Source organism: Nocardiopsis metallicus (assembly GCF_014201115.1).
Taxonomy (GTDB): Bacteria; Actinomycetota; Actinomycetes; order Streptosporangiales; family Streptosporangiaceae; genus Nocardiopsis; species Nocardiopsis metallicus.
In genome coordinates, this window is sequence record NZ_JACHDO010000001.1 from 5,768,590 (window position 1) to 5,792,013 (window position 23,424).

Below are 23,424 nucleotides of genomic sequence, written 5' to 3' on the forward strand. Positions count from 1 at the left end.
CTAGGTAGGGCCGGGTGGGTGGGCGGACCGGTCGGCCCACCCACCCGGAGGGCTTACAGGGCGGCGGCCAGTTCGGTGCCCTGCTTGATGGCGCGCTTGGCGTCCAGCTCGGCGGCGACGTCGGCGCCGCCGATCAGGTGCACGGTGCGCCCGGCGGCGGTGAGCTCCTCGGCCAGGTCCCGGCGCGGGTCCTGGCCGGCGCACACCACCACGGTGTCGACGTCGAGCACCCGCTCCTCGCCGTCCACGGTCAGGTGCAGGCCCTCGTCGTCGATCCGGCGGTACTCGGCGCCCGCGACCATCTCCACGCCGCGGTGGCGCAGCTCCAGGCGGTGGATCCACCCGGTGGTCTTGCCCAGGCCCTTGCCGACCTTGCTGGTCTTGCGCTGGAGCAGATGGACCTGACGGGGCGGGGCGGGCCGCTCGGGGGTGCCCAGGCCGCCGCGCTCCCTGTAGTCGGTGTCCACGCCCCAGAGGCGGAAGAAGGTGTCCGGGTCCTGGCTGGCGCCGTCCCCGCCGTCGGTGAGGAACTCGGCGACGTCGAAGCCGATGCCGCCCGCGCCGATGATCGCGACCTTCTCGCCGACCTCGGCGCCGCCGCGCAGCACGTCCACGTAGCTGACCACGCTGGCGTGGTCCACGCCCGGGATCGGCGGGGTACGTGGGGTGACGCCGGTGGCGAGGACGACCTCGTCGTAGCCGTCGAGGTCACCGGCGGTGACGGTGGTGTTCAGCCGCAGGTCCACGCCGTGCTTGTCGAGCTGGACGCGGAAGTAGCGGAGGGTCTCGTTGAACTCCTCCTTGCCGGGTACGCGGCGGGCCATGTTGAGCTGGCCGCCGATCTCGGCCGCGGAGTCGAAGAGGGTGACGCTGTGGCCGACCTCGGCGGCGGACACGGAGAAGGCGAGCCCGGCGGGGCCCGCGCCGACCACGGCCACGTTCTTACGGGTCCGGGTGGGGGACAGCACCAGCTCGGTCTCGTGGCAGGCGCGCGGGTTGACCAGGCAGGAGGTGATCTTGAGGCTGAACGTGTGGTCCAGGCAGGCCTGGTTGCAGCCGATGCAGGTGTTGATCTCCTCCGCCTTGCCGGCCTCGGCCTTGGCGACGAAGGCGGCGTCGGCGAGCATCGGGCGGGCGAGGGAGACCATGTCGGCGCGGCCCTCGGCGATGATCCGCTCGGCGATCTCGGGGGTGTTGATGCGGTTGACCGCCACCAGCGGGACCGTCAGCTCCTTCTTGAGGCGCTGGGTGATCCAGGTGTAGGCACCGCGCGGCACGGAGGTCGCGATGGTGGGGACGCGGGCCTCGTGCCAGCCGATGCCGGTGTTGATGATGTCGGCGCCCGCGGCCTCGACGCGCTTGCCGAGCTCGACGACCTCGTCGTAGGTGGAGCCGTCGGGCACGAGGTCGAGCATGGACAGGCGGTAGATGAGGATGAAGTCGGTTCCCACGCGCTCGCGGACGCGGCGGACGATCTCCAGGGGGAGGCGGACGCGGTTGTCGAAGGAACCGCCCCAGCGGTCCTCGCGCTTGTTGGTGGCGGGCGCGATGAACTGGTTGATGAGGTAGCCCTCGGAGCCCATGACCTCGACGCCGTCGTACCCGGCGCGCTGGGCGAGCTCGGCGCAGCGGACGAAGTCCCCGATGGTGCGCTCGATCTCCTCATCGGTGAGGGCGTGCGGCACGAAGGGGCTGATCGGCGCCTGGAGGGCGCTGGCGGAGACGGAGTCCTCACCGAAGGCGTAGCGGCCGGTGTGCAGGATCTGCATGGCGATCCTGCCGCCGTCGCGGTGCACGGCCTCGGTGATCACCCGGTGCTCGGCGACCTCTTCGTCGTTGGTGAGCTTGGCGCTGCCGGTGAAGGTGGCGCCCTCGGGGTTGGGGGCGATCCCGCCGGTGACGATGAGGCCGACCCCGCCGCGGGCGCGTTCGGCGTAGAAGGCGGCCATCCTCTCGAAACCGCCGGGGGCCTCCTCCAGGCCGACGTGCATGGAGCCCATGATCACGCGGTTCCTGAGGGTGGTGAAGCCCAGGTCCAGGGGTTCCAGAAGGTGGGGGTACTCGCTCATGAAGTCTCCTCGCGCGGGGTGCCTCTGGGCCGGTGTCCTGCCGACCCATCTTCATTATGCAACAAGTTGCACAATGAATCGCGAGGGGGTCGTGAAGTACCGGTCGCTGTTCGGGCGCTCCCGACCGTCGCGGTGTGGCGGTGCGGGTGATCGGGGCCGGGCGCTCTTAGCGTGGACCGGGGGTGACAGGTCCGGCCCCCGGTCGCGCCTTGCCCGGGAGGGTCCGTCATGAGCAGGAACACCGTCGCCGAACAACTCGTACGCACGCTGCTCGCCGCGGGGGTCACCCGTATCTACGGGGTCGTGGGCGACAGCCTCAACCCGGTCGTGGACGCCGTCCACGGCACCGACGGCATCGAGTGGGTGCACGTGCGCAACGAGGAGGCCGCCGCCTTCGCCGCCGCCGCGCAGGCCCAGATCGACGGGAAACTCGCCGTCTGCGCGGGATCCTGCGGACCGGGGAACACCCACCTCGTCCAGGGGCTCTACGACGCCCAGCGCAGCGGAGCCCCCGTGCTCGCACTGGCCTCGCACATCCCCTCGCACCAGATCGGGACCGGGTTCTTCCAGGAGACCCACCCCGAACGGCTCTTCGGCGACGTCACCGAGTTCCGCGAGCTGGTCGCCCACCCCGACCAGATGCCCCGGCTGGCCCGGATAGCGATCCAGCACGCCCTCGGCACCCCGGGGGCCGCCGTGCTCGTCCTGCCCGGGGACATCGCCGGACAGAAGGCCGCAGGCCCCGCCGACACCACCCCCGTCACCGCCGGGCAGGCCACCGCCTGGCCCGGTGAGGACGACGTCCGCGAGCTCGCCCGGCGGATCAACGAGGCGGACACGGTCGCCCTGTTCTGCGGCGCCGGGGTCCGCCATGCGCACCAGGAGGTCATGGCCCTGGCCGAGCGGGTCAACGCCCCGGTCGGGCACACCCTGCGCGGCAAGGAGTGGATCCAGTACGACAACCCGTTCGACGTGGGCATGATCGGCCTGCTCGGCTACGGCGCCTGTTACGAGGCGCTCAAGGAGGCCGACCTCACCGTCCTGCTCGGCTGCGACTTCCCCTACGACGACTTCCTGCCCAAGCGCAACGTCGTGCAGGTCGACCACGACCCGCGCCGCCTGGGCCGTCGCGTCCCCCTCCAGCTCGGCGTGCACGGCGACGTCGCCGCGACCCTGCGCGCCCTGCGCCCGTCGGTCCGCCGCAAGGACGACGACACCTTCCTCAAGGACGTGCTCCGCCGCCACGAACGCGCCCTGACCAGGGTCGTGGACGCCTACACGAAGAACATCGAACACCACACCCCGATCCACCCCGAGTACGTGGCGAGCATCCTCGACTCCCTGGCGCCCGACGACACCGTGTTCACCGTCGACACCGGCATGAACAACGTGTGGGCCGCCCGCTACCTCACCCCGAACGGCCGCCGCCGCGTGATCGGCTCCTTCACCCACGGCACCATGGCCAACGCCCTGCCGCACGCCATCGGGGCCGCCTACGCCGCCCCGGACCGCAAGGTCGTGTCCATGTCCGGCGACGGCGGCCTGAGCATGCTCCTGGGCGAGCTGATCACCGTCCAGCAGCACGGCCTGCCCATCACGACGGTGGTGTTCAACAACTCCTCGCTCGGCATGGTCCGGCTGGAGATGATGGTGGACGGCATGCCCGCCTTCGAGACCGACCACGCCCCGGTGGACTACTCCAAGGTCGCCGAGGCCGTGGGCATGCGGGCCATCCGGGTGGAGGACCCGCAGGACGTGCGGGAGGCGCTGCACCAGGCGCTGACCGCGAACGAGCCCGTGCTGGTGGACGTGGTCACCGACCCCAACGCGCTGTCGATGCCCTCCAAGGTCACCGCCGACCAGGTCACCGGCTTCGCCCTGTCCGCGGGCCGCACGGTGCTCAGGGGCGGGGTGGGCTCGATGATCGACCTGGCCCGCTCCAACCTCCGCAACATCCCGAGGCCGTAGAGGGCTGGCCCGCAGGCCGCCGTGCGACCAGGCCGACCCGTCCACGGATCCGGGGCGCCTCGCCGTTCGGGGGTCAGGGGCTGGTCCGGAACGCCTCCATGCCCGCCCCGGACAGGGAGTCCAGTGCAGTGGTGCGGCCGGTGAGGAACAGCAGCAGGGCCTGGATCGGGCCGCGTACCTCCGCGCCTGACCCCACCTGCCAGTCGGCGTCGGTGGCCGTCAGTCGGAGGCCGTCCAGCCGTCGCCGCGCGTGGAAGGGAAAACCGATCGACCAGACCTGCGTCGCGCCCGCGCAAGCGGCCTCGACAGGCATCACCCGTGTGATGCCGAGGGGGGCGGAGATGTCCTGGCCGTGGACAAGGACGTCGAAGAGGGTGTTGCGGTAGTTGGTGACCGCTGGCAGCCGTCGTGAGGCCGCCAGCGCACGCAGTTCATCCGCCAGTCGTGGGCCGAGCCGATCGGCGTTGCGTATCGCCGAGTCGCGGTTCAGCCGGTGGAAGCTGCCTCCGGCGCGCACGACGTCCAGGAGCATCCGGCCGGGGGAGGGTGGATCGGCCACCCCGGCCAGGTGCCCGGCCACGTCGCGGACCCGCCATCCCTCGCACAGCGAGGCGGTGTTCAGTTGGGACTCGTCCAGTTCGCCAAGGAGGTCGGCCAGTTCGAGCCGCTCCTTCTCGATGATGCGCCAGCACTCCTCGGGACCCACCGGGTACCTCCTCGTAGAACGGCAAGATTCCCGTACAAAGGACCATTCAGCTCACCCGGCGTCAATAGGATCACCGTGAATGAGCATGATCGCGACAGCGGTGGGCCCGACCGGGTGCTGTCCGGGGGCCGGGGAGAGGGCGGCGACGTGGGCTGGTGGCTTCGTCCGCCTGGCCGGAGGTACGACCCGGCGGCACTCCGGCACACCTCGGGGCCGTCCCGGATCCACCGCTGCGTCGCCGGGCGGTTCCACGATGGCCGACCGGGCCCGAAACCGAGACCAACAACGACGAAGGCCCCGACCGTGTTCCGGTCGGGGCCTTTCGCCTGCCCTGGTGGGCTGTGGCGGAGGATAGGGGATTCGAACCCCTGAGGGATTGCTCCCAACACGCTTTCCAAGCGTGCGCCCTAGGCCACTAGGCGAATCCTCCACGGACAACTGTACAGGCTTCCCGGGAGTGGTTCGAACGGGTGTGAACAGGGCTCGGGAGGGCGTCCGGCCCGGGTTGCGGGGGGCCGTGGTTCGGATACACTCGGGGCAGACCCCTCGTGCGGCGTCACCCTATGAACCTCCCCAGGGCCGGAAGGCAGCAAGGATAAGTGGGCTCTGGCGGGTGCGCGGGGGGTCCTTTCTTGTTTCTGGGGGTCTTTCGCCCCAGTGCCGCCCCCTTCCGGTTTCCCCGACCCTGCGCGAGTTGTCACTGCCAAGGGGTTGAATGGGACCGAGGCAGGGACACAGGGGAGTGATCACACCGTGAGCATCGCGCTGTACCGCAAGTACCGTCCCGCGACGTTCGGTGAGGTGCGCGGTCAGGAGCACGTGACCGACCCGCTGCGCCAGGCGTTGCGCAGCGGGCGCATCAACCACGCCTATCTCTTCAGCGGCCCGCGCGGCTGCGGCAAGACGACCAGCGCGCGCATCCTCGCGCGCTCCCTCAACTGCGAGCAGGGCCCCACCCCCGACCCCTGCGGGACCTGTGACTCCTGTGTGGCGCTCGCCCCCGACGGCGGCGGCAGCATCGACGTGATCGAGATCGACGCCGCCTCCCACGGTGGTGTCGACGACGCCCGCGACCTGCGCGAACGCGCGTTCTTCTCGCCGGTCAACTCGCGCTACAAGATCTACATCATCGACGAGGCGCACATGGTGACCCGCGAGGGTTTCAACGCGCTCCTCAAGCTGGTGGAGGAACCCCCGCCGCACCTGAAGTTCGTGTTCGCCACCACCGAACCCGAGAAGGTCATCGGCACGATCCGTTCGCGGACCCACCACTACCCCTTCCGGCTCATTCCGCCGAGCACGCTCAAGGAGCTCATGGAGGACCTCCTCAAGCAGGAGGACGTCTCCTACGACCCCGCCGCGCTGCCGCTGGTCGTGCGCGCCGGCGCCGGTTCGGCCCGTGACACCCTCTCCGTCCTGGACCAGCTCATCGCCGGTTCGGACGAGGGCGGCATCACCCGTGAGGGCGCGGTCTCCCTGCTCGGCTACACCGACTCCAGCCTGCTCGGCGAGATGGTCGACGCCCTGGGCGCCCGCGACGGCGCCGCCGCGTTCAGCCTGATCGACCGGATCGTCGAGGGCGGGCACGACCCGCGCCGCTTCACCACGGACCTGCTGGAGCGCTTCCGCGACCTCGTGGTGCTCGCCGCCGTCCCGGACGCCCTGGACAAGGGGCTGGTGAACGTCTCTCCGGAGTCCGCGGAGCAGATGAGGGAGCAGGCCGCCCGGCTCGGCCCGGCCGAGCTGTCCAGAGGCGCCGAGATCCTCAACCAGGGGCTGACCGAGATGCGCGGCGCGACCGCGCCCAGGCTGCTCCTGGAACTCATGTGCTCGCGCATCCTCCTGCCCGCCACCGACGGCGCCCAGGGCGCCGCGCTGCTGGCCCGGCTGGAGCAGATGGAGCGCCGCGTCGCCTCCGGCGCCATCGCCCCGGCCGCGTCCGCTCCGGCACCCGGCGCCACCGCCCCGGTGGCTCCCGCACCCGCCGCGCCCGCCCCGGTGGCACCCGCGGCCCCGGCTCCTGCGCCTGCCGCGCCGCAGGCGCCGACACGGCCCAGCGCGCCCGAACCCGCTCCTCGTCCGGCGCCCCAGGCGGCCGCCGGTGAGCCCGCGGGCTGGGACGCCCCGCCGAGCAACGCTCCCGAACCCGCGCGGGGTGCCGCGGCGTCCGCACCCGCGAGCGGTGGCGGCCCGCTCGACCTGGGCCGGGTCCAGGGCGCCTGGCACCAGATCCTGGAAGCGGTCAAGGGCCGTCGCCGGTTCACCTGGATGGTGCTGACCGGCAGCGACGTCCATCCGGTCGGGGTCGAGGGCAACACCGTGCTGCTCGGCTTCAACAAGCCCAACGAGGCCAAGGGCTTCAGTAACAGCGGAAGCGACAAGGTCGTCGCCGGTGCGATCCAGCAGGTCCTCGGGGCCGAGGTCCGGGTGGCTCCCGCCAGCGGCGGAAACCAGGCGCCCCCGCTCCGCGCCGAACCCGCTCCCCGTCAGGCTCCGCAGCAGCAGGCCCCGCAGCCCGCCGAGCCCGCGGGTTGGGACGCCCCGGCCCCCGCCCCGCAGGCCGAACAGCCCGGGCCCGGTTCTCCCGGGGCCGCGCCAGCCCCGCAGGCCGCCGCCCCCGCGCGGCCCGCGGGTCCGCCGCCGGACCGGATCGTCACCGGGCTCCAGGAGCCGCCGCCCGACCCGTACGAGGACGGTGCCGCGGCCCCGCCGCCGGACGACGGCGGTTTCGGCCGTCCCGTTCAGCGCGGATCGGCCCCGAAGACGGCCGAGCCCAGCGCTCCGGCACCCAGCGCTCCGGCACCCAGCGCACCCGCGCCGAGTGTTCCCGCGTCCAGCGCTCCAGCCCCGAACAGCCAGCCCCAGGGCGGGTCGGGCTCGAATACCTCCGGTGGTTCCGGCGGCGGTTCGGGCACGCGCCCCGCGGGCGGCGGCGCCGCGCTCATCGAGACCGAGCTCGGGGGAAAGCTGCTTGAGGAGATCGAACACGGGGCCGCGCCCGAGGCCTGACCGTCCTACCGTCCTGGACCCGGACCCGGACCCGGACCGAGCGTGGGGGTCAGGGTCGCAGCCCGCGCAGGACCGTGCCCACGAGCCGGTCCACGTACTCGTGCGTCAGCGGTCCGGTGCGCAGCAGCCACCGGTGGTTGATCGGACCGTTGAGCATCTCCACGGCGAGGTCGAGGTCGGCGTCCGGGGCGAGCTGACCGGCGTCCTGCCCGGAGCGCAGCCGGGCCCGGACCGCCTCGCTGTTGGGCTGGATGAGCCGCTCGGTGACCGCCCGGGCGAACTCCTCGTCGTGCTGGACCTCCGCGGTGAAGGCCCGCGTGGTGCGGTCCATGGCCGGGTCGGCGAACTCGTCGACGGTGGCGCGGAACACGGTCTTGAGGTCGGCGGCCAGGTCGCCGGTGTCGGGCAGGGGCAGCCCGGCCTCGGCCCCGGTCAGCCGGGTGAAGACCTCGAAGACCACGGCGGCCTTGGAGGGCCACCAGCGGTAGATGGTCTGCTTGCCGACCTTCGCGCGGGCGGCGATGGCCTCCATGGTGAGTCTGGCGTAACCGACCTCACCCAGCAGTTCGGCGGCTGCGTCGATGATGGCGTTCCGCGCGCGTTGGCTGCGACGGCGGGGATCCGGGGCCCGTCGGTTCTGTTCAGCGGTGTTGTCGGCCATGGCTCCACGGTATCCGCTGAAAAATGACGAGACGTCTCGTATTAAAGCCTGTACTATCAGATGCGACGATCTAAACGAGACGCTATGTCTCGTTGATCGTGGCAGGGAAGGACCACGGGCATGTCCAAGAACAGCGACAACCTTCTCGGGATGGGTGGTCAGCGCACCACCGTCTCCCGGTCCGCGATGCGCGGTAACAGCGCGGGGGCCAAGGGTGGTCCCAGCGACGACGCGCGCGAGCGCAAGCAGGAGCTGCTGCGCAGGCTCCGGGAGAAGCACTCCACCCAGGAGAGCAAGGACACCGAAGGTCAACCGTGACCGCGCGGCGACGGCCCCCACCGGCAGGACCTTGGGTTCTAGTGGTGGTCGCAACACCCTGACTTTGGGGAGGTTGCGACCACCGTGTCGTTTTCCAAGCAAGAACTGGCCCGGCTGCGGGAGCGGTTCCTGGAGCTGATGACCGAGTCCGGGAACGTCACCGAGGTAGCCCGAAAGCTCGGTATCAACCCCAACACCGCGTTCACCTGGGCACGCAAAGCCGGACTACGCTCCAGGCGCCAGCAGCGCCGCCACCCAGCACGAGACGAGTACCACCGCCTGCGTCAGAGCGCTGTGCCCCGCCGAGAGGCCGCCCGGCGGGTCGGGATCAACGAGCGCACCGCCAAAGACTGGGACCGCGGGGTACGCAAGTCCGGCAACTCAAGGATCTATGCCGATGGCCGCCGGGTGAACTACTCCACCGGACAGACCACCATAGAGCCCATGACCAGCCCCCAACCAGCGTTGGACGCACTCGAACGGCAGGTGCATCCACGCTTTTTGACCCTGCACGAGCGGGAGAGGATCGCTGACCTTCACCGGGCCGGGTGGAGCCTGCGAGCGATCGGCCGCGACCTGGGGCGACCCGCCTCGACGATCAAGCGTGAACTCGACCACCACCGTGGCCAGGACGGCTCCTACGGCGCCTATACGGCCCAACGCCGGGCCATCGCACAGCGGGCGCGTCCCAAACCCGCCAAGCTCGCCTGCCCCGGCCCCTTGCGCGACTACGTCGCCCAAGGGTTGGAGGAACAATGGTCCCCCGAGCAGATCAGCAACCGGATCGTTGAGGACCATCCTGATGACCAGGACATGCGTGTGAGCCACGAAACGATCTACCAGGCGCTCTACGTCCAGGCCCGGGGCGGGCTCAAACGCGAGGTCGCCGCCGCGCTGCGCACCGGACGCATCCGACGCAAGCCCCGCCGTTCCTCCGAGCACAGGCAGAGCCGGTTCGTTGATCCGATGGTGATGATCAGCGAGCGCCCCGCCGAGGTCGAAGACCGTGCTGTTCCAGGGCATTGGGAGGGCGATTTGATCACGGGGGCGCATAACAAGTCCGCGATCATCACCTTGGTCGAGCGGTCGAGCAGGTATGTGATGCTCGGGCACCTGCCCGGCGAGCACACCGCCGAGGCGGTGGGAGGCGTTCTGAGCGCTCTGGTCCAGACGCTGCCCGAGCATCTGCGCGGGTCCTTGACCTGGGACCAGGGCAGCGAGATGGCCGGTCACAGAAGGTTCTCGGTGGATACGGGGGTGCCGGTGTTCTTCTGCGACCCGGCCTCGCCCTGGCAGCGCGGGTCGAACGAGAACACCAACGGGCTGTTGCGCCAGTACTTTCCCAAGGGCACCGATCTGTCGGTGCACGGCCCGCTGGACCTGGAGCACGTGGCTCAGAAGCTGAACGGTCGGCCACGCAAAACGCTCGGCTGGAAAACTCCAGCCGAGCGTTTGCATACACTCGTGTGATCAACGAGGTGTTGCGATGACCCCTTGAATCCACCGACCGGCCGGGGGCTGTCGGCGTTCCCGGGCCCCTGGCGGCTCCGCCCGAGCCCCGGCCCCGTGCGAGCCCCGGCCTCGCCCGAACCCCGGCCCCGTGCGGGCAGTGACCCCGCTCAGACCGGGGAGCCGACCGGCCAAGAGCGTCCGTCCGGTGCGTCCAGCCACACCCGCTGTTCCCCGTCGGCCGCCACCAGCAGGCCGAACCGGCTCGGGTCGGGCTCTCCCAGGGCGGACCACTCCAGCAGGGCCTCCTCGACCTCGTCCCAGATGCTTCTGGGCCCGCCCTGCTCGATCATCCACGAGGTGCCGTAGGGGTAGATCCGCACCCACGACTCCCCCCACCGGTCGCACAGCCACATCCCCGAACCCGTGCCGATCCACCGGCGCCGCATCCGCCAGTCCGGGACCATGACCGAGACGGCGAAGGCCGAGGCGAAGGCCAGCATCGGGGCGACCGGGTCGACCTGGGTGAGCCGGTACTCGTCCGGCTGCTGGCCGGCGTCCCGTACCGGGGGCAGGGCCGGACCGGGCGTGCGCAACGGGACGAACCCCACCCCGCCGTGGAAGCGACCCAGCGCCGTGAGGCCCTGAACGCCCGAACCCCCAGGGGCCCCGGCATCCCCGGCGCCGAGTTCGAGCCGCATGAGTACGCCCGCGCTCTCCAACATCCCCCAGGGGCACACCACGATCCCGTCGTCGGTGAGCTGTTCGAGCCAGGCCGCGGGCACCCGGCGCACCCCGCAGGCGCTGATGATCCGGTCGAAGGGCGCCGCTTGCGGGTAGCCGCCGTGGCCGTCGGTCAGATGGGTGCCGGGGGAGAACCCCGCGTCCCGGAGCGCCTCCCGGGCAGCATCCAGCAACCGCTCGTCGATCTCCACCGAGGTGACGGCGCCGTCGCCGAGGCGGTGGGCGAGCAACGCGGTGTTCCATCCCGTGCCGGTGCCTACCTCCAGCACCTTCTGCCCGTCGGCGAGGTCGGCGAGTTCCAGCATCCGGGCCAGCACGGTCGGCGCGGAGCTGCACGAGGTGGCGGCTCCCCTGCCGCGCTGTCTGGGTACTTCGGGTCCCTCGATCCTGGTGACGATGGCGTTGTCCGTGTACACGGCGGCCAGCCAGCGGTCGGGGTTGCCCATGGCGTTCAGGGCGCCGCCGTTGGCGGTCAGCGCGCCGTTCTCCGGGATGAACAGGTGACGGGGCACGGAACGGAAGGCGTCGACGAGTGCGGCGTCGGTCAGCGTGCCGTCCGCGATTATCGCCTCGATCAGAGCCGAGTTGCGCTCTCTGGCGGTCAACACGTCCTCAGTCCCCTGTTGTTCTCGCTGTTCAAGGATGGTGTCCCCGGATACCAGTGGTACCCGGGAACCCCGCGGGACATCCTTTCAACCGAACGTGATTTTTTCGCTACTCCTCGACCTCGCGCCTGGTGAAATCAGGTCAACGGTGCCACCAAGCGCTCGTTGCCGCCCACGAGGCCGTTGCCGCTGGTTCCGCTGGCCTCGTCGTGCCGGGGGTAGTCCGCGTAGCCGCGCGCCCCGGACGTGTAGTGGAAGTCCTTCTCCCGGATCCGGGCCCAGGGCACCCCGGCCGCCAGCCGTTCGACCACGTCCGGGTTGGCGATGTAGGGCCGTCCCACGGAGACGAGGTCGGCCCGTCCCTCGCCGAGCAGCGCGGCCGCGCTCTGCGGGGTGGTCACCTCGTGTTCGCCGGTGTTGCCCACGAGCGTGCCCGACCAGTCCCGGCGCGCCTCGGCCAGTGCGGGGTGGCGGGGGTCTTCGGTGACGTGCAGGTAGGCCAGGCCCAGCGGCGCGATCCGGCGCAGTAGCTCCCGGTAGACCGGGGCCGGGTCGCGCTCCACCATCTCGAACTGCCGGTTCCCGGGGGAGAGCCGCAGCCCCACCCGGTCCGCCCCGACGGCGTCCGCGACCGCCTCGGCGACCTCCACGGGGAACCGGACCCGGCCGGAGGTCCCGCCGCCGTAGGCGTCCGTGCGCAGGTTGGTGTTGTCGGCGAGGAACTGGTGAGGCAGGTATCCGTTGGCCCCGTGGATCTCGACCCCGTCGAACCCGGCCCGCAGCGCCGCCCGGGCCGCGTCCGCGTACTCGGTGACGGTCCGCGCGATCTCCCCGGTGGTCAGCGCGCGCGGGGTGACCGGGGCGACCTTGCCGTCCAGGGTGTGCACGAGGTCGGTCCGCGGCACCGCCGAGGGCGCCACCGGGGTCCCGCCGTCGGGCCGGTTGGCCGGGTGCCCGCCGCGCCCGGCGTGCATGAGCTGGGCGAAGATCCGGCCGCCCGCCGCGTGCACGGCGTCGGTCACGCGCCGCCACCCCTGGACCTGCTCGGCCGAGTACAGGCCCGGCTCGGTCAGGTACTGCTGTCCGGCCACGCTGGGGGCGATCCCCTCGGAGACGATCAGGCCCGCGCTGGCCCGCTGGGTGTAGTAGGCGGCCATGAGCTCGGTGGGGACCCCGTCGCGGTCGGCGCGCAGCCGGGTCATCGGGGCCATGACGACCCGGTTCGGAAGGCGCAGGGGGCCGAGGTCGTAGGCGCTGAGCAGAGGGTTGGGGATCTGGTTCGGGTTCTCGTTCGGGTGCTTCGGCGAGGTGTCCATGACGTGAGCGTAGAATCTGACATCCGTGTGAGGTTCAAGTGTTCGTGACCAGGGTCACGCGTCGCGCCGGAGGTGCCTGTGCGTATCGGTGAACTGTCCGCGCGCAGCGGGGTGAGCCCCCGCTCGCTGCGCTACTACGAGGAGCGGGGGCTGCTCGCGTCCCGGCGCACGTCCGGCGGGCACCGCGAGTACGGCGAGGACGCGGTGGAGCGGGTGGACCGCGTCCAGTGCCTGCTCGGGGCCGGGCTCAACACCGAGACCATTCGTGAACTGCTGCCCTGCGTGTACGCGCGGGAGCGCGGGGAACCCGCGCCGGACCTGCTCGACTGGCTGTGCGCCGAACGCGACCGAGTGAGTGGCGCGATCCGCGGCCTGGAACGCACCCGGGAGGCCCTGGACGAGGTCATCGAGAACGCCAGGAACTCCCCGGCCTAAAGCCGGGTGAACGCCGACCGAGCTGTCGGCGCAGGTGGCGGGGGAGCCTTGGCCGGACCGGTTACCCTCACAGGCAAGTGACACGCAGCTACGAACAGCACCACGTGTGCGGCGAGGAGATGGCCGTGAACCCTGGCGGAATGGACATGCAGGCCCTGCTTCAGCAGGCCCAGCAGATGCAGCAGCAGCTGGCGCAGGCCCAGCAGGCCCTGGAGGAGGCCGAGGTCGAGGGCACCTCCGGAGGTGGCCTGGTCAAGGTCAAGCTGAGCGGGCGCGGACAGGTCGAGGACATCACTGTCGACCCCAAGGCCGTGGACCCCACCGACGCGGAGGAGACCGCGCAGACCGTGGCGGACCTGGTCCTGGCGGCCATCCGTGACGCCGAGGCGCAGGTCGAGCGCCTCCAGCAGGAGAAGATGGGCCCGCTGGCCGAGGGTCTGGGCGGCGGGATGCCCGGCGGCATGCCCGGTCTCCCCGGCTTCTAGGACTGCCCGCAGACCCGTCTTCGAGGCACACCTCGAATCCTCGCGGTCGTCGCCCCGGTGCCCACCGGCACCGGGGCGACGACCTTTCCTGGGCCCTTTCCCGCGCTCCTTCCTGCGGCTTCCCGTCTTCCGGCGCCTTCGGCCGGGACACGACCGGACCGCCGTCACAAGAGGTCACCGCCCCCCGATACGGTGGGGTGAGGGGCGGGAGCAGCCCCGCCGGGCCCCGTCCCGGTTCCGACCGAGTGGGTAGGTATGTACGAAGGCGCGGTTCAGAATCTGATCGACGAGCTCGGGCGGCTGCCCGGCGTCGGTCCGAAGAGCGCGCAACGCATCGCCTTCCACCTGCTGTCCGCGGAACACGCGGATGTCAAGCGCCTGGTCAACGCACTCGTCGAGGTCAAGGAGCGGGTGCGCTTCTGCTCGATCTGCGGCAACGTCGCCGAGGAAACCGAGTGCCGTATCTGCCGTGACGCCCGCCGCGACGCCGCCGTCATCTGCGTCGTCGAGGAATCCAAGGACGTCGTCGCCATCGAACGCACCCGCGAGTTCCGCGGGCGCTACCACGTGCTCGGGGGCGCCATCAGCCCCATCGAGGGTGTGGGCCCCGACGACCTCCGGGTCAAGGAGCTCATGACCCGCCTGGCCGACGGCCAGATCACCGAGCTCATCCTGGCGACCGACCCGAACCTGGAAGGGGAGGCCACCGCGACCTACCTGGCGCGGCTGGTCAAACCCATGGGCCTGAAAGTCACCCGTCTGGCCAGCGGGCTGCCCGTCGGCGGCGACCTCGAGTACGCCGACGAAGTCACTCTGGGACGTGCCTTCGAGGGCCGCCGCAGCCTGGAGTTCTAGCTCACACTTCGCCGTAATCTGGTCGAAATATGAGTAACCTCCGTTCGAACGGGTAGGCCCGAGCGCTGGCGTGTCAAGACGCCACGCCCTCCCTCCGCAGGTCGGAGCGGGTGTTGTTGGCGTCGCTAGCTACACTCCGATTGTTAATTGTCTTGATCCCAACTCCTCAGGAGCATCGATCGTGGCCCTAATCGTGCAGAAGTACGGTGGGTCTTCCGTGGCTGACGCGGAAGCCATCAAGCGAGTAGCCCAAAGGATCGTGGCTCAGAAAAAGGCGGGACATGACGTCGTGGTCGTGGTCTCGGCCATGGGCGACACGACCGACGAACTGCTGGACCTGGCGGAACAGGTCTCCCCGATGCCTCCGGCGCGCGAGCTCGACATGCTCGTCACCGCCGGTGAGCGCATGTCGATGGCCCTCGTGGCGATGGCCATCGAGAACCTCGGGTACGAGGCCCGTTCCTTCACCGGATCCCAGGCCGGGGTCATCACCACGTCGTTGCACGGCAACGCCAAGATCATCGACGTGACCCCCGGGCGCATCCAGGAGGCCATCGGCGAGGGCTCCATCTGCATCGTCGCCGGCTTCCAGGGCGTCTCCCAGGACACCAAGGACATCACGTCCCTGGGTCGTGGCGGTTCCGACACCACCGCCGTCGCTCTCGCGGGCGCGCTCAACGCCGACGCCTGCGAGATCTACAGCGACGTGGACGGCGTGTTCACCGCCGACCCCCGCGTCGTTCCCACCGCGCAGCGCATCCCGCAGATCTCCTACGAGGAGATGCTGGAGATGGCCGCCAGCGGCACGAAGATCCTGCACCTGCGCTGCGTCGAGTACGCGCGCCAGTACAACATTCCCCTGCACGTCCGCTCGTCGTTCAGCCAGAAGCCCGGAACGTGGATCGTTTCGGAAGTCGAGGAAAGCGAAGGCATGGAACAGCCGATCATCTCCGGGGTCTCCCACGACCGGAGCGAAGCCAAGATCACCGTCGTCGGCGTCCCCGACAAGGTCGGTGAGGCCGCGACGATCTTCAAGGCGCTCGCGGACGCCGAGATCAACATCGACATGATCGTGCAGAACGTGTCGGCGGTCTCCACATCCCGCACGGACATCTCGTTCACCGCGCCGAAGGAGTTCGGCAAGGTGGCGGTGTCCGCCCTGAAGAAGGTTCAGGAGAAGGTCGGCTACGACTCCCTGCGCTACGACGACAAGATCGGCAAGGTCTCGCTGATCGGCGCCGGTATGCGCTCCTACCCGGGCGTCACCGCGCGCTTCTTCGACGCGATCGCCTCCTCCGGCACCAACGTCGAGATGATCTCCACCTCGGAGATCCGCATCTCGGTCATCGTCGAGGAGGACCAGGTCGACGCCGCGGTCCAGGCCGCGCACAGTGAGTTCCAGCTCGACGCCGACCAGGTCGAGGCTGTCGTCTACGGAGGTACCGGCCGATGAGCAACCGTCTTCCCACCCTGGCCATCGTCGGCGCGACCGGCGCCGTCGGCACCGTCATGCTCGACATCCTCACCCAGCGTGAGAACGTGTGGGGCGAGATCCGCCTGATCGCCTCGCCCCGCAGCGCGGGCAAGGTCCTGAGCGTGCGCGGCGAGGACGTCGTCGTGCAGGCGCTGGCCCCCGAGGTCTTCGACGGCGTCGACGTCGCCATGTTCGACGTACCGGACGAGGTGTCCAAGGAGTGGGCGCCGATCGCCGCCGCCCGCGGTGCGGTCGCCGTCGACAACTCCGGCGCGTTCCGCCTGGACTCCGACGTCCCGCTGGTGGTTCCCGAGGTCAACGCGGACCAGGTGCGCAACCGTCCGCGCGGCATCATCTCGAACCCGAACTGCACCACCCTGTCGATGATCGTGGCGATCGGTGCCCTGCACCGGACCTACGGCGTCCAGGAGCTCGTGGTCTCCTCCTACCAGGCCGCCTCCGGAGCCGGCCAGGAGGGTATCGACGTCCTGCGCGACCAGATGGCCAAGGCCGCCTCGGACCGCACCCTCGGCGACAAGTCGGGCGACATGCGCTCGGCCGTCGACGAGCTCGGCCCGTTCCCGGCGCCGCTGGCCTACAACGTCGTGCCGTGGGCGGGTTCGCTCAAGGACGACGGCTGGTCCTCGGAGGAGCTGAAGGTCCGCAACGAGTCCCGCAAGATCCTGGGCCTGCCCGACCTGAAGGTCTCCGCCACCTGCGTGCGCGTCCCGGTGATCACCACGCACTCGCTGGTCGTGCACGCGACCTTCGACAGCGAGATCGCCGCCGACGACGCCCGCAAGCTGCTGGGCGCGGCCGAGGGCGTCGAGGTCCTGGACGACCCCGCCAAGGGCGAGTTCCCGACCCCGAACGACGTCGTGGGCACCGATCCGACCTGGGTCGGCCGCATCCGGCAGTCCATCGACGACCCGAAGTCGCTCGACCTCTTCCTGTGCGGGGACAACCTGCGCAAGGGCGCCGCGCTGAACACCGCGCAGATCGCCGAGGTCGTCGCCAAGGAGTTCACCCGGGCCTGAGCCTGACCGGGTCCGTGCCGGGCTGATCAGCTCTGACCCGGCCGGATGGCAACTGAGGGCGGTGGTTCGCCCCTTCCGTGGAGCAGTCGCGCGGAGGAGACGGGCCACCGCCCTTCGCCATGCCCGGTGCCACCAACACTCCTGCCCCCGCGCCCCCGGTGATCTTGCTACCAGAAGCAAGTTCGGCGCCGATTTCGCTTCTGGTAGCAAGATCACGGGGGATTTTGGGGTGCTAGCGCCTCGGGCGCGGGCGGGCGAGGGACAGTTTGTAGAGGAGTCGGCACTGCTCGGCCGAGCCGATGAGGTCGGAGGTCTCGACCGGGCGGTCACCGCTGTAGTGGGTCCGTTCGACGACCAGGACGGTCACCCCGGGGGCGGAGTCCAGGAGTGCGGCCTCGGAGTCGCGCAGGGCTCGGACCCCGACCTCCTCCACGACCCGGTCCACAGGGAACCCGGCCGCGCCTAGCCGCTCCAGGGGGCCGGTCTCGGCGGCGTCGAAGGGGGTGCGCAGGGTTCCGGCGGTCAGTACCGCGGGTTCCCAGGACCGGTGCAGGGTGACCGGCCGGTTCGCGGAGAACCCCCGCGAGGTGGTCAGGTACACGGGTTCGCCGTCGCGGAGCCGGAGCCTGGAGCTGAGCGGGGCCGAGCAGAGTTCCTGTTCGGTGCTGATCAGTTCGCGGGAGAGCCTGCCCAGGCCGGAGCCTGAGGTGGCGTCGGTGCGGGAGAGCCGGTAGATCTCGGGCACGGTCCGCACGTAGTACCCGGAGCCGGGCCGGGCCTCGACCAGGCCCTCGGTGACCAGTAGGCGGAGAGCAGTGCGGGAGATCTGCTCGCTGACCCGGTAGGCGCGGGCCAGCCGGGTGCGGGAGGGGAGCCGCGTTCCGGGGGTCAGTTCGCCGTTGAGGATCGGTTCACGGAGCTGGTCGGCCAGCCAGAGGTACTGGGGTTGCCTGGACACCGCTCACCCGGCCTCTGCCGAGCCCCCGGTGTGCGGGGTGGTTCTGGCCGTACGCACGAGTCGGTGGTCGCGGGTGCCCGTGTCGCCACCGTTTCCGGTGCCGATCCCGGGGAGGAGAGAGGGAGTGGACCTGCCAGATCGCCGAAGCTTGCCCATGCTTCCAGTAAAGCAGTGGAAAAGCCTGGTGGGGGGCGCTACCCGAAAGTAGTCGGCGCTGACCGGTGGGGGACCACGGATTCGGAAGTGCGCCGTCCAGGTCAGGGAAACGCCCGAAACTGTCGGAATGTGTGTGCCTGGCCACCCTGGGTTACTACTCTGTGTATCGAGGCAACTACGTCTTGCTTGGGGGAGTCATGATCACGAACCTTTCGGACCAGGTGAGCCGGGCCGACCTGCCGCGGAACGTGGACGACGTCAGTCCCGCTCTCGCCTGGCTGACCGGCATCACCGGTATCATCTTCGGGCTGATTTTCCTCGCCGTCATCGTGCTGGTGATCGCGGCGGTCATCTCGGCGCTGATCGACGGCGACACCTCCGGGGGCGGCAAGCTCCTGTGGGTCATCTTCATCCTCTGGGCCCCGTTGTTCGGCGCGGTCGCCTGGTTCGTGGTCGGGAAGAAGGGGCACTTCAACCGCCTCCTCGGCATCGACAAGGGTCGGGCCCGCCACACGGTGCCGACCAGCGTCGGGCAGCACAGCAACGTCGCGTCCGACCAGACCGGCCTCGGCCACGCCTGACCCGGTCGCACCCGAGCAGGGCCGAGCGGGCCCCGGTTCATCAGGATTCTCCGCTGAACCGGGGCCCTTCGCGTGGACGGGGGGTGCTGTGCGCGCGGGCGTCGCGCGGATGACAAGGTGATGTGTCCTCACGTCGACTCATCGCCCTGTCGCTTTGCCGCTCAGCCGTCCGAGACCAGACAGGGCCCGGGATCCATGACGGTCTCCATCGCCGTGTACCTCCCCCGAGGGTCGCGGACCAGCCGCCGCAGGGCGCACACCGCCCGGCGGGGGATCGTCCCGTAGACGTGCGGGAAGAGCACGTCTTCGGCGGCTCCGGGTGGGGGAGTGGGGGCGGCTGCCTCCCACCGAACCTCGGCGGGCACCTTCTCGGTGTCCACCACCAGCACGATCATCGGCTCTGCGGGTTCGGAGTAGAACGCATTGGCCACGGCCAGCATGGTGGGCGTGTCAGGAGAGGCGTGCAAGAACCCCTCGGAGTCGAGGGAGTCGGCCTCGATGTCTCCCCCGGCCCGCCAGCGTGAGAGTTCGGTCAGGTGCATTACATGAGCCATGAGCTGGACGCTACACGTTCAGTCGCGGAATCTGGCCGACAGGGCCCGCGCGGCATCGGGGTACGGTGTTCGCGGGATGAGTACACGGAAGCCCTCGCCTTCGCAGGTGGGGGCTTCCGCATTGTTCGAGCGGGCTCGCGCAGTGCGGCGTCGAGTGGTGCCGAGTAGCGCCCGCGACTCGGCGGTCGGTCGGTGGTCATCCGGGGCACCGCATCGGTCATGTTGAGAGAAGCGGGGAGTTGTCCACAGGATGTGGATAACGTTCGACGGCACGTGGCGTTCGATCGGAAAGCGCTTCCGGGCGGGGCAGGGCGTACGGGGCGCCACGGCGGCCCGACCCGCCAGTTCTCCTGAAGTATCGACCGACGGATGAACGCCCCGAGCCCTGAATTTCTCCAGATCCCTCGCGGGGTACTTATCGTAGATTTCGATAACGTGTCAATGCCTTTTCGTGGCCGAATGCGGTCGCTTTTTCATTCAACTTCAATGACCAGTGTTCAGGTGCTTGGCCGGAGTTCTTTTGATTGGGGCGCCTGGGATTTCGGTTGCGCGTGCCCCCGGATGGATGGTTCTGTGAATTTGAGTCGCCCTCAACGGCGGAGTTCTTGGAGATCGGGTCTGTGCTCGCCCTTATCGAGTACAGCCCGCGCGAATCACGATCCCGCTGGGAGGGGCGATGGCGAAGTACACCGTCTCGGTGCGAAAGCTCAGCAAGTCCTACGGCACGCACAAGGTCATCAACGGGCTGGACTTCGACCTGGCCATGGGGGTGACCGGGGTGCTGGGGCCGAACGGGGCGGGTAAGACCACGCTTCTGAGGTGCCTGGCCACCGTTCTCAGAGCTGACGCGGGACAGCTGGACCTCCTCGGTCTGAACCCCGACATCACATCCGAGCGGACAAGAATCCGACGGAACCTGGGATACCTTCCGCAGGACCCCGGAATGTATCCGAACTTCACCTGCCAGGAGATGCTCGACTACATCGCTGTTCTGCGGGAGATCTCCAATAAGGAGGAGCGCGAAGAGGCGGTGGCGCGTGCTCTGGCAGAGGTCGACCTGTCCTCGTCCGCGGGGACCAAGATCAGGAAACTCTCGGGTGGTATGCGCCAGCGACTCGCCATCGCGCAGGCATTCCTGGCCGACCCCGGGTTCGTGATCCTGGACGAGCCGACCGTCGGTTTGGACCCGGAGCAGCGCATGCGGTTCCGTACGTTGATCTCACAGAAGAGCGAGCAGCGCACGGTGGTGCTGTCGACTCACCAGACCGATGACGTCGCCGCCCTGTGCAGCCGGGTCCTGGTCTACCGGGACGGTCGGGTCCTCTTCGCCGGGACGCCTCAGGAACTGGCGGAACACGCCCGTGGCCGGGTGTGGGTGTCCGAGCGGCCGCCGGGGCGGCAGCACGCGATGTGGCGCACGGCCTCGGGAGACTACCGGAGCATCGGAGAGCGGCCTCCGGGTGCGCGGGCAGCCGAACCCGCGGTGGAGGACGGCTACCTCCTCCTGCTCGAATCCGCGCCGAAGGCGGCCGACACGGAGAACAGCATCGGGAGACTCCGTTGACTTCCCCTGCAATGGCGCTCACGTGGGCCGAGATTCACCGGTTCGCGAGAAGCCCTCTCGTCCTGCCCCTGGTATTGGTGCTGCTCGTCTCCAGAACCCTGTCGACGTGGCGGGACATGACGGACTGGACGATCCAGAGCGTGGACGCCGCCACCACTCTCGTCCTGGTCGGAGCGGGTGTCATGCTCGCGGCGAACCTGGCGGTACTCCGAGAACGAGGTGGAGGTACGGCTGACCTGCTGGAATCCCTGCCGCTTCCGGCCGCGAACCGAACCTGGTCCGTCCTGTGCGCGTCCCTGTTCTGCGGCGCTGCCGCTGCGCTCCTCGTGTTGTCCCTGCACGTGCCGACCCTGCTCGTGGGTGCGGCCCCCGCCGGTGTCTTCCGGCCCCAGGAGCTCGCGGCCGGGGTGCTGGCCGTCATGCTGATGGGCGCACTCGGAGTGGCGCTGGGGCGCTGGGTACCCTCTCCCGTCGCGGCTCCCGTGGTCCTCATGCTCATCGTGTGGTCGCTGTTCCAGTTCCGTGACAGTTGGCTGCTGCCGCTCGTCCCCACCCAGGCGCTGCCCTTCGAAGCCGCCCGGCCGCCGCTATGGCACCTGCTCTACCTGGCGGCCCTGGTGACCGCGGTTTCCCTGGCAGCTGTGATGCGCCACCGGCGCACCACCGGTACGGTAGCCGCCGCGGTCGCGGCCTCCGCCGCCGTGGTGGGTGCCGCGACCCTGACCGCCGTCCCATCCGCCTTCGAAGGGGCCGAGCCGGTCGAACTCGCCGGGACGCACGAGGGACGGGTGACGGTCACCGCTCAGGCGAGTGCCTGCGAGGAGCACGACGGAGTCGACTACTGCGCGCTGCCGGGCTTCGAGCCCTGGGTACCGCTGTGGCGGGACGCGATCGGCCCGGTGCTCGAAGCGGCTCCGCCGCAGGCGCCCCAGCTCGAAGCCGTCTACCAGTACACCGGATACGCCTTCAACGACCTGGAAGGCGGAGGGTACGCCCTCGTCGGTACCACCTGGGGCAGAAACGGGGGAGAGGTCGAGTACCGGCGTGCGGTCGCCGGGTCGGTGGCCGCGTTCATGGCGGGCTTCCCTCCCCCGGACGTACTGCAGTCGGACGGTCAGGGGGGCTTCGGCTGTGACGCCGCGGGTCAGGCCCGGACGGTCATCGCGCTGTGGCTGCTCGGTCAGACCGAAGCCCCCGTCGCCGCGGGTACCGAACGTGAGCACATGGCGGAGGTCGGCTCGGATGAGGTCGTGGCGGTGGAGCTTCCGGCTTCGGTGTTCGGGGCGGTCTCCTATGGCCAGGCCGAACTCGACATGGCCGAGGAGCTCCTGGCGGACCCGAACACCCAGACGCTGGTGCACCAGGAGTGGGAGCGGCTGGTGGACGTGGAGACAACCCTGGAAGAGGCCGCGGACGTTCTCGGCGTGGCAGTTCCGCCCGGGGAGCCGAGCGGTGCCGAACGGGGGACCGCATGCGCGTGATGCCGCGGATCGTGTTTGCGACCGCCCGGGCGATGGACTGGGTTCCCCTGGGCGTGGCCGCCCTCGTGTCGGTGCTGATCACCGCCTGGGGGTTCACCGGACCGTACGTCGACACCGACCTGCTGGCGGTGTCGCTTCGCTCGGCGGCGGTCCTTCTGGGCGCGGCCGCCGGATTCGGACTGACTGACGCCGCGGAGAACACGACCGCGGCCTCACCCGTGCCCCGATGGATGCGTCAGTGGACGCGCACACTGCTGGCCGGGGCGGCCGCGGCGGCAGCCTGGGGTGTCGCTTACCTGTCGGTGGAGCTGCGACTGCCCGAGGAGCACAGTGGGGTGTTCGCGGGGTTGCCGGTGGAAGCGGCCGTGGTCATTCTGACGGGGTTGGCCTGCACGTCTGTTGTACGGCGCTGGATGAACGGATACCCGGCGGCGCTCATCGGAAGCACGGTGCTGCTGGTGCTCGTGGCCGTCTCCCTGATGTACCGGAGCGAGTTCTGGCTCTGGTATCCGCCGTCCGCGCCTGAATGGGAGGGGCTCCACCGTGTTTGGGCCGTGCTCATCCCCCTGCCGCTTCTGATGCTGGTTATCGGAAACCGGGAGAACCCCAGGTAGGGGGTTGTACTGACAATATGAAGCAGTGTCCTCAACTCCACACGCTTGCCAGAGATCAGTGCCAGACACACGTACGCGGATCGTACGGCGTGTTCCTCACCTGGGCTAGCAGCGGTTGTGCCGGTTCGTAGCCTGGATTGATCTGCCGGGCCAGTACAAGGACGGACACCTGCTCAGCGCCCGCGTTTTTCAGACTGTGGGTGGCCGACTGTGCCCGCGCGCCACTCACCCACGTGTCGTCGATCAACAACACTGCGGCAGGCCGCCCCTCCGCAGGAACCAGCGGGGCAGCGGTGAACCATTCGGTGTGAAGCACACGCTGGGAGGGATCTATCCCAGCGTTGAGAGTCAGCGCGGGCCGGGGTATCGGGATCATCGGTGAGAG

At 69.9% G+C, this 23,424-nt stretch carries 20 protein-coding genes, 1 tRNA gene and 1 other RNA gene; 14 read left to right on the forward strand and 8 right to left on the reverse strand.

The genetic code is table 11. The annotated features are described in order from the left end of the window. Nucleotides 1-53: 53 nt before the first annotated feature. Nucleotides 54-2,069 (reverse strand): NADPH-dependent 2,4-dienoyl-CoA reductase, encoded by a 2,016-nt coding sequence (locus HNR07_RS25260; RefSeq protein ID WP_184367083.1) that lies wholly within the window; start codon nucleotides 2,067-2,069, stop codon nucleotides 54-56. Between the two features lie 228 nt (nucleotides 2,070-2,297). Between HNR07_RS25260 and HNR07_RS25265 the strand changes: the two genes are divergently transcribed. Beyond that, a complete protein-coding gene (locus HNR07_RS25265) occupies nucleotides 2,298-4,037 on the forward strand; it encodes a pyruvate dehydrogenase (RefSeq protein WP_184367084.1) in 1,740 nt (579 codons plus the stop codon). Between the two features lie 73 nt (nucleotides 4,038-4,110). On the opposite strand, the gene HNR07_RS25270 is transcribed toward HNR07_RS25265, so the two are convergent. Both HNR07_RS25270 and HNR07_RS25275 read right to left on the reverse strand, forming a co-directional pair. Then, nucleotides 4,111-4,743: a maleylpyruvate isomerase family mycothiol-dependent enzyme gene (locus HNR07_RS25270; protein WP_184367085.1), complete on the reverse strand. Its 633-nt coding sequence runs from the start codon at nucleotides 4,741-4,743 to the stop codon at nucleotides 4,111-4,113. A 342-nt stretch (nucleotides 4,744-5,085) separates the two neighbouring features. Beyond that, nucleotides 5,086-5,173, reverse strand: a tRNA-Ser gene (locus HNR07_RS25275). A gap of 107 nt (nucleotides 5,174-5,280) precedes the next feature. Between HNR07_RS25275 and ffs the strand changes: the two genes are divergently transcribed. Together ffs and HNR07_RS25285 are read left to right on the forward strand one after the other, a co-directional pair. Further along, nucleotides 5,281-5,376: signal recognition particle sRNA small type (gene ffs / locus HNR07_RS25280), an RNA gene on the forward strand. 120 nt (nucleotides 5,377-5,496) lie between these two features. After that, a complete protein-coding gene (locus HNR07_RS25285; protein ID WP_184367086.1) occupies nucleotides 5,497-7,752 on the forward strand; it encodes a DNA polymerase III subunit gamma and tau in 2,256 nt (751 codons plus the stop codon). 49 nt (nucleotides 7,753-7,801) lie between these two features. Here the strand turns inward: HNR07_RS25285 and HNR07_RS25290 are convergent, their stop codons facing one another. Then, nucleotides 7,802-8,413 carry a TetR/AcrR family transcriptional regulator gene (locus HNR07_RS25290; protein WP_184367087.1) on the reverse strand — a complete coding sequence of 204 codons (612 nt, stop codon included), beginning with the start codon at nucleotides 8,411-8,413 and terminating at the stop codon, nucleotides 7,802-7,804. Nucleotides 8,414-8,533: 120 nt separating this feature from the next. Here HNR07_RS25290 and HNR07_RS25295 point away from each other — a divergent pair, with 120 nt between their 5' ends. Beyond that, the gene (locus HNR07_RS25295) at nucleotides 8,534-8,731 is read left to right on the forward strand and encodes a DUF6243 family protein (RefSeq protein WP_184367088.1); all 198 of its coding nucleotides are present in this window, start codon (nucleotides 8,534-8,536) and stop codon (nucleotides 8,729-8,731) included. An 84-nt stretch (nucleotides 8,732-8,815) separates the two neighbouring features. Beyond that, nucleotides 8,816-10,201, forward strand: coding sequence for an IS30 family transposase (locus HNR07_RS25300; protein WP_449406846.1), 1,386 nt, complete (start codon nucleotides 8,816-8,818; stop codon nucleotides 10,199-10,201). A gap of 149 nt (nucleotides 10,202-10,350) precedes the next feature. Here the strand turns inward: HNR07_RS25300 and HNR07_RS25305 are convergent, their stop codons facing one another. Both HNR07_RS25305 and HNR07_RS25310 read right to left on the reverse strand, forming a co-directional pair. Next, nucleotides 10,351-11,529 (reverse strand): methyltransferase domain-containing protein, encoded by a 1,179-nt coding sequence (locus HNR07_RS25305; RefSeq protein ID WP_184372652.1) that lies wholly within the window; start codon nucleotides 11,527-11,529, stop codon nucleotides 10,351-10,353. 137 nt (nucleotides 11,530-11,666) lie between these two features. Next, the gene (locus HNR07_RS25310; RefSeq protein WP_184367089.1) at nucleotides 11,667-12,845 is read right to left on the reverse strand and encodes an alkene reductase; all 1,179 of its coding nucleotides are present in this window, start codon (nucleotides 12,843-12,845) and stop codon (nucleotides 11,667-11,669) included. 78 nt (nucleotides 12,846-12,923) lie between these two features. On the opposite strand from HNR07_RS25310, the gene HNR07_RS25315 reads away from it, so the two are divergent. The 5 genes from HNR07_RS25315 to HNR07_RS25335 all read left to right on the forward strand — a co-directional run bounded on the left by HNR07_RS25315 (nucleotide 12,924) and on the right by HNR07_RS25335 (nucleotide 17,131). Beyond that, nucleotides 12,924-13,280: a MerR family transcriptional regulator gene (locus HNR07_RS25315; protein ID WP_184367090.1), complete on the forward strand. Its 357-nt coding sequence runs from the start codon at nucleotides 12,924-12,926 to the stop codon at nucleotides 13,278-13,280. 140 nt (nucleotides 13,281-13,420) lie between these two features. After that, nucleotides 13,421-13,765 carry a YbaB/EbfC family nucleoid-associated protein gene (locus tag HNR07_RS25320; protein WP_017588015.1) on the forward strand — a complete coding sequence of 115 codons (345 nt, stop codon included), beginning with the start codon at nucleotides 13,421-13,423 and terminating at the stop codon, nucleotides 13,763-13,765. Nucleotides 13,766-14,020: 255 nt separating this feature from the next. After that, nucleotides 14,021-14,620: a recombination mediator RecR gene (gene recR / locus HNR07_RS25325; protein ID WP_017579402.1), complete on the forward strand. Its 600-nt coding sequence runs from the start codon at nucleotides 14,021-14,023 to the stop codon at nucleotides 14,618-14,620. A 181-nt stretch (nucleotides 14,621-14,801) separates the two neighbouring features. Beyond that, nucleotides 14,802-16,073: an aspartate kinase gene (locus HNR07_RS25330; RefSeq protein WP_184367091.1), complete on the forward strand. Its 1,272-nt coding sequence runs from the start codon at nucleotides 14,802-14,804 to the stop codon at nucleotides 16,071-16,073. Further along, nucleotides 16,070-17,131 carry an aspartate-semialdehyde dehydrogenase gene (locus tag HNR07_RS25335; protein ID WP_184367092.1) on the forward strand — a complete coding sequence of 354 codons (1,062 nt, stop codon included), beginning with the start codon at nucleotides 16,070-16,072 and terminating at the stop codon, nucleotides 17,129-17,131. Before HNR07_RS25330 ends, HNR07_RS25335 begins: the two co-directional genes overlap by 4 nt. 232 nt (nucleotides 17,132-17,363) lie before the next feature. Here the strand turns inward: HNR07_RS25335 and HNR07_RS25340 are convergent, their stop codons facing one another. After that, the gene (locus HNR07_RS25340; RefSeq protein WP_184367093.1) at nucleotides 17,364-18,089 is read right to left on the reverse strand and encodes a GntR family transcriptional regulator; all 726 of its coding nucleotides are present in this window, start codon (nucleotides 18,087-18,089) and stop codon (nucleotides 17,364-17,366) included. Between the two features lie 353 nt (nucleotides 18,090-18,442). Here HNR07_RS25340 and HNR07_RS25345 point away from each other — a divergent pair, with 353 nt between their 5' ends. After that, nucleotides 18,443-18,826, forward strand: a complete 384-nt coding sequence (locus tag HNR07_RS25345; protein ID WP_184367094.1) for a PLD nuclease N-terminal domain-containing protein — start codon at nucleotides 18,443-18,445, stop codon at nucleotides 18,824-18,826. A gap of 161 nt (nucleotides 18,827-18,987) precedes the next feature. On the opposite strand, the gene HNR07_RS25350 is transcribed toward HNR07_RS25345, so the two are convergent. Further along, nucleotides 18,988-19,380, reverse strand: coding sequence for a DUF952 domain-containing protein (locus tag HNR07_RS25350; RefSeq protein WP_184367095.1), 393 nt, complete (start codon nucleotides 19,378-19,380; stop codon nucleotides 18,988-18,990). Nucleotides 19,381-20,056: 676 nt separating this feature from the next. On the opposite strand from HNR07_RS25350, the gene HNR07_RS25355 reads away from it, so the two are divergent. From HNR07_RS25355 to HNR07_RS25365, 3 genes are all read left to right on the forward strand, one after another. Continuing rightward, the gene (locus HNR07_RS25355) at nucleotides 20,057-20,944 is read left to right on the forward strand and encodes an ATP-binding cassette domain-containing protein (protein WP_184367096.1); all 888 of its coding nucleotides are present in this window, start codon (nucleotides 20,057-20,059) and stop codon (nucleotides 20,942-20,944) included. Between the two features lie 116 nt (nucleotides 20,945-21,060). Next, nucleotides 21,061-22,425: a hypothetical protein gene (locus tag HNR07_RS25360; RefSeq protein ID WP_221318929.1), complete on the forward strand. Its 1,365-nt coding sequence runs from the start codon at nucleotides 21,061-21,063 to the stop codon at nucleotides 22,423-22,425. After that, nucleotides 22,416-23,039, forward strand: coding sequence for a hypothetical protein (locus tag HNR07_RS25365; protein WP_184367098.1), 624 nt, complete (start codon nucleotides 22,416-22,418; stop codon nucleotides 23,037-23,039). The genes HNR07_RS25360 and HNR07_RS25365 overlap by 10 nt, the downstream gene beginning before the upstream one ends. The last annotated feature ends 385 nt before the right edge of the window (nucleotides 23,040-23,424 follow it).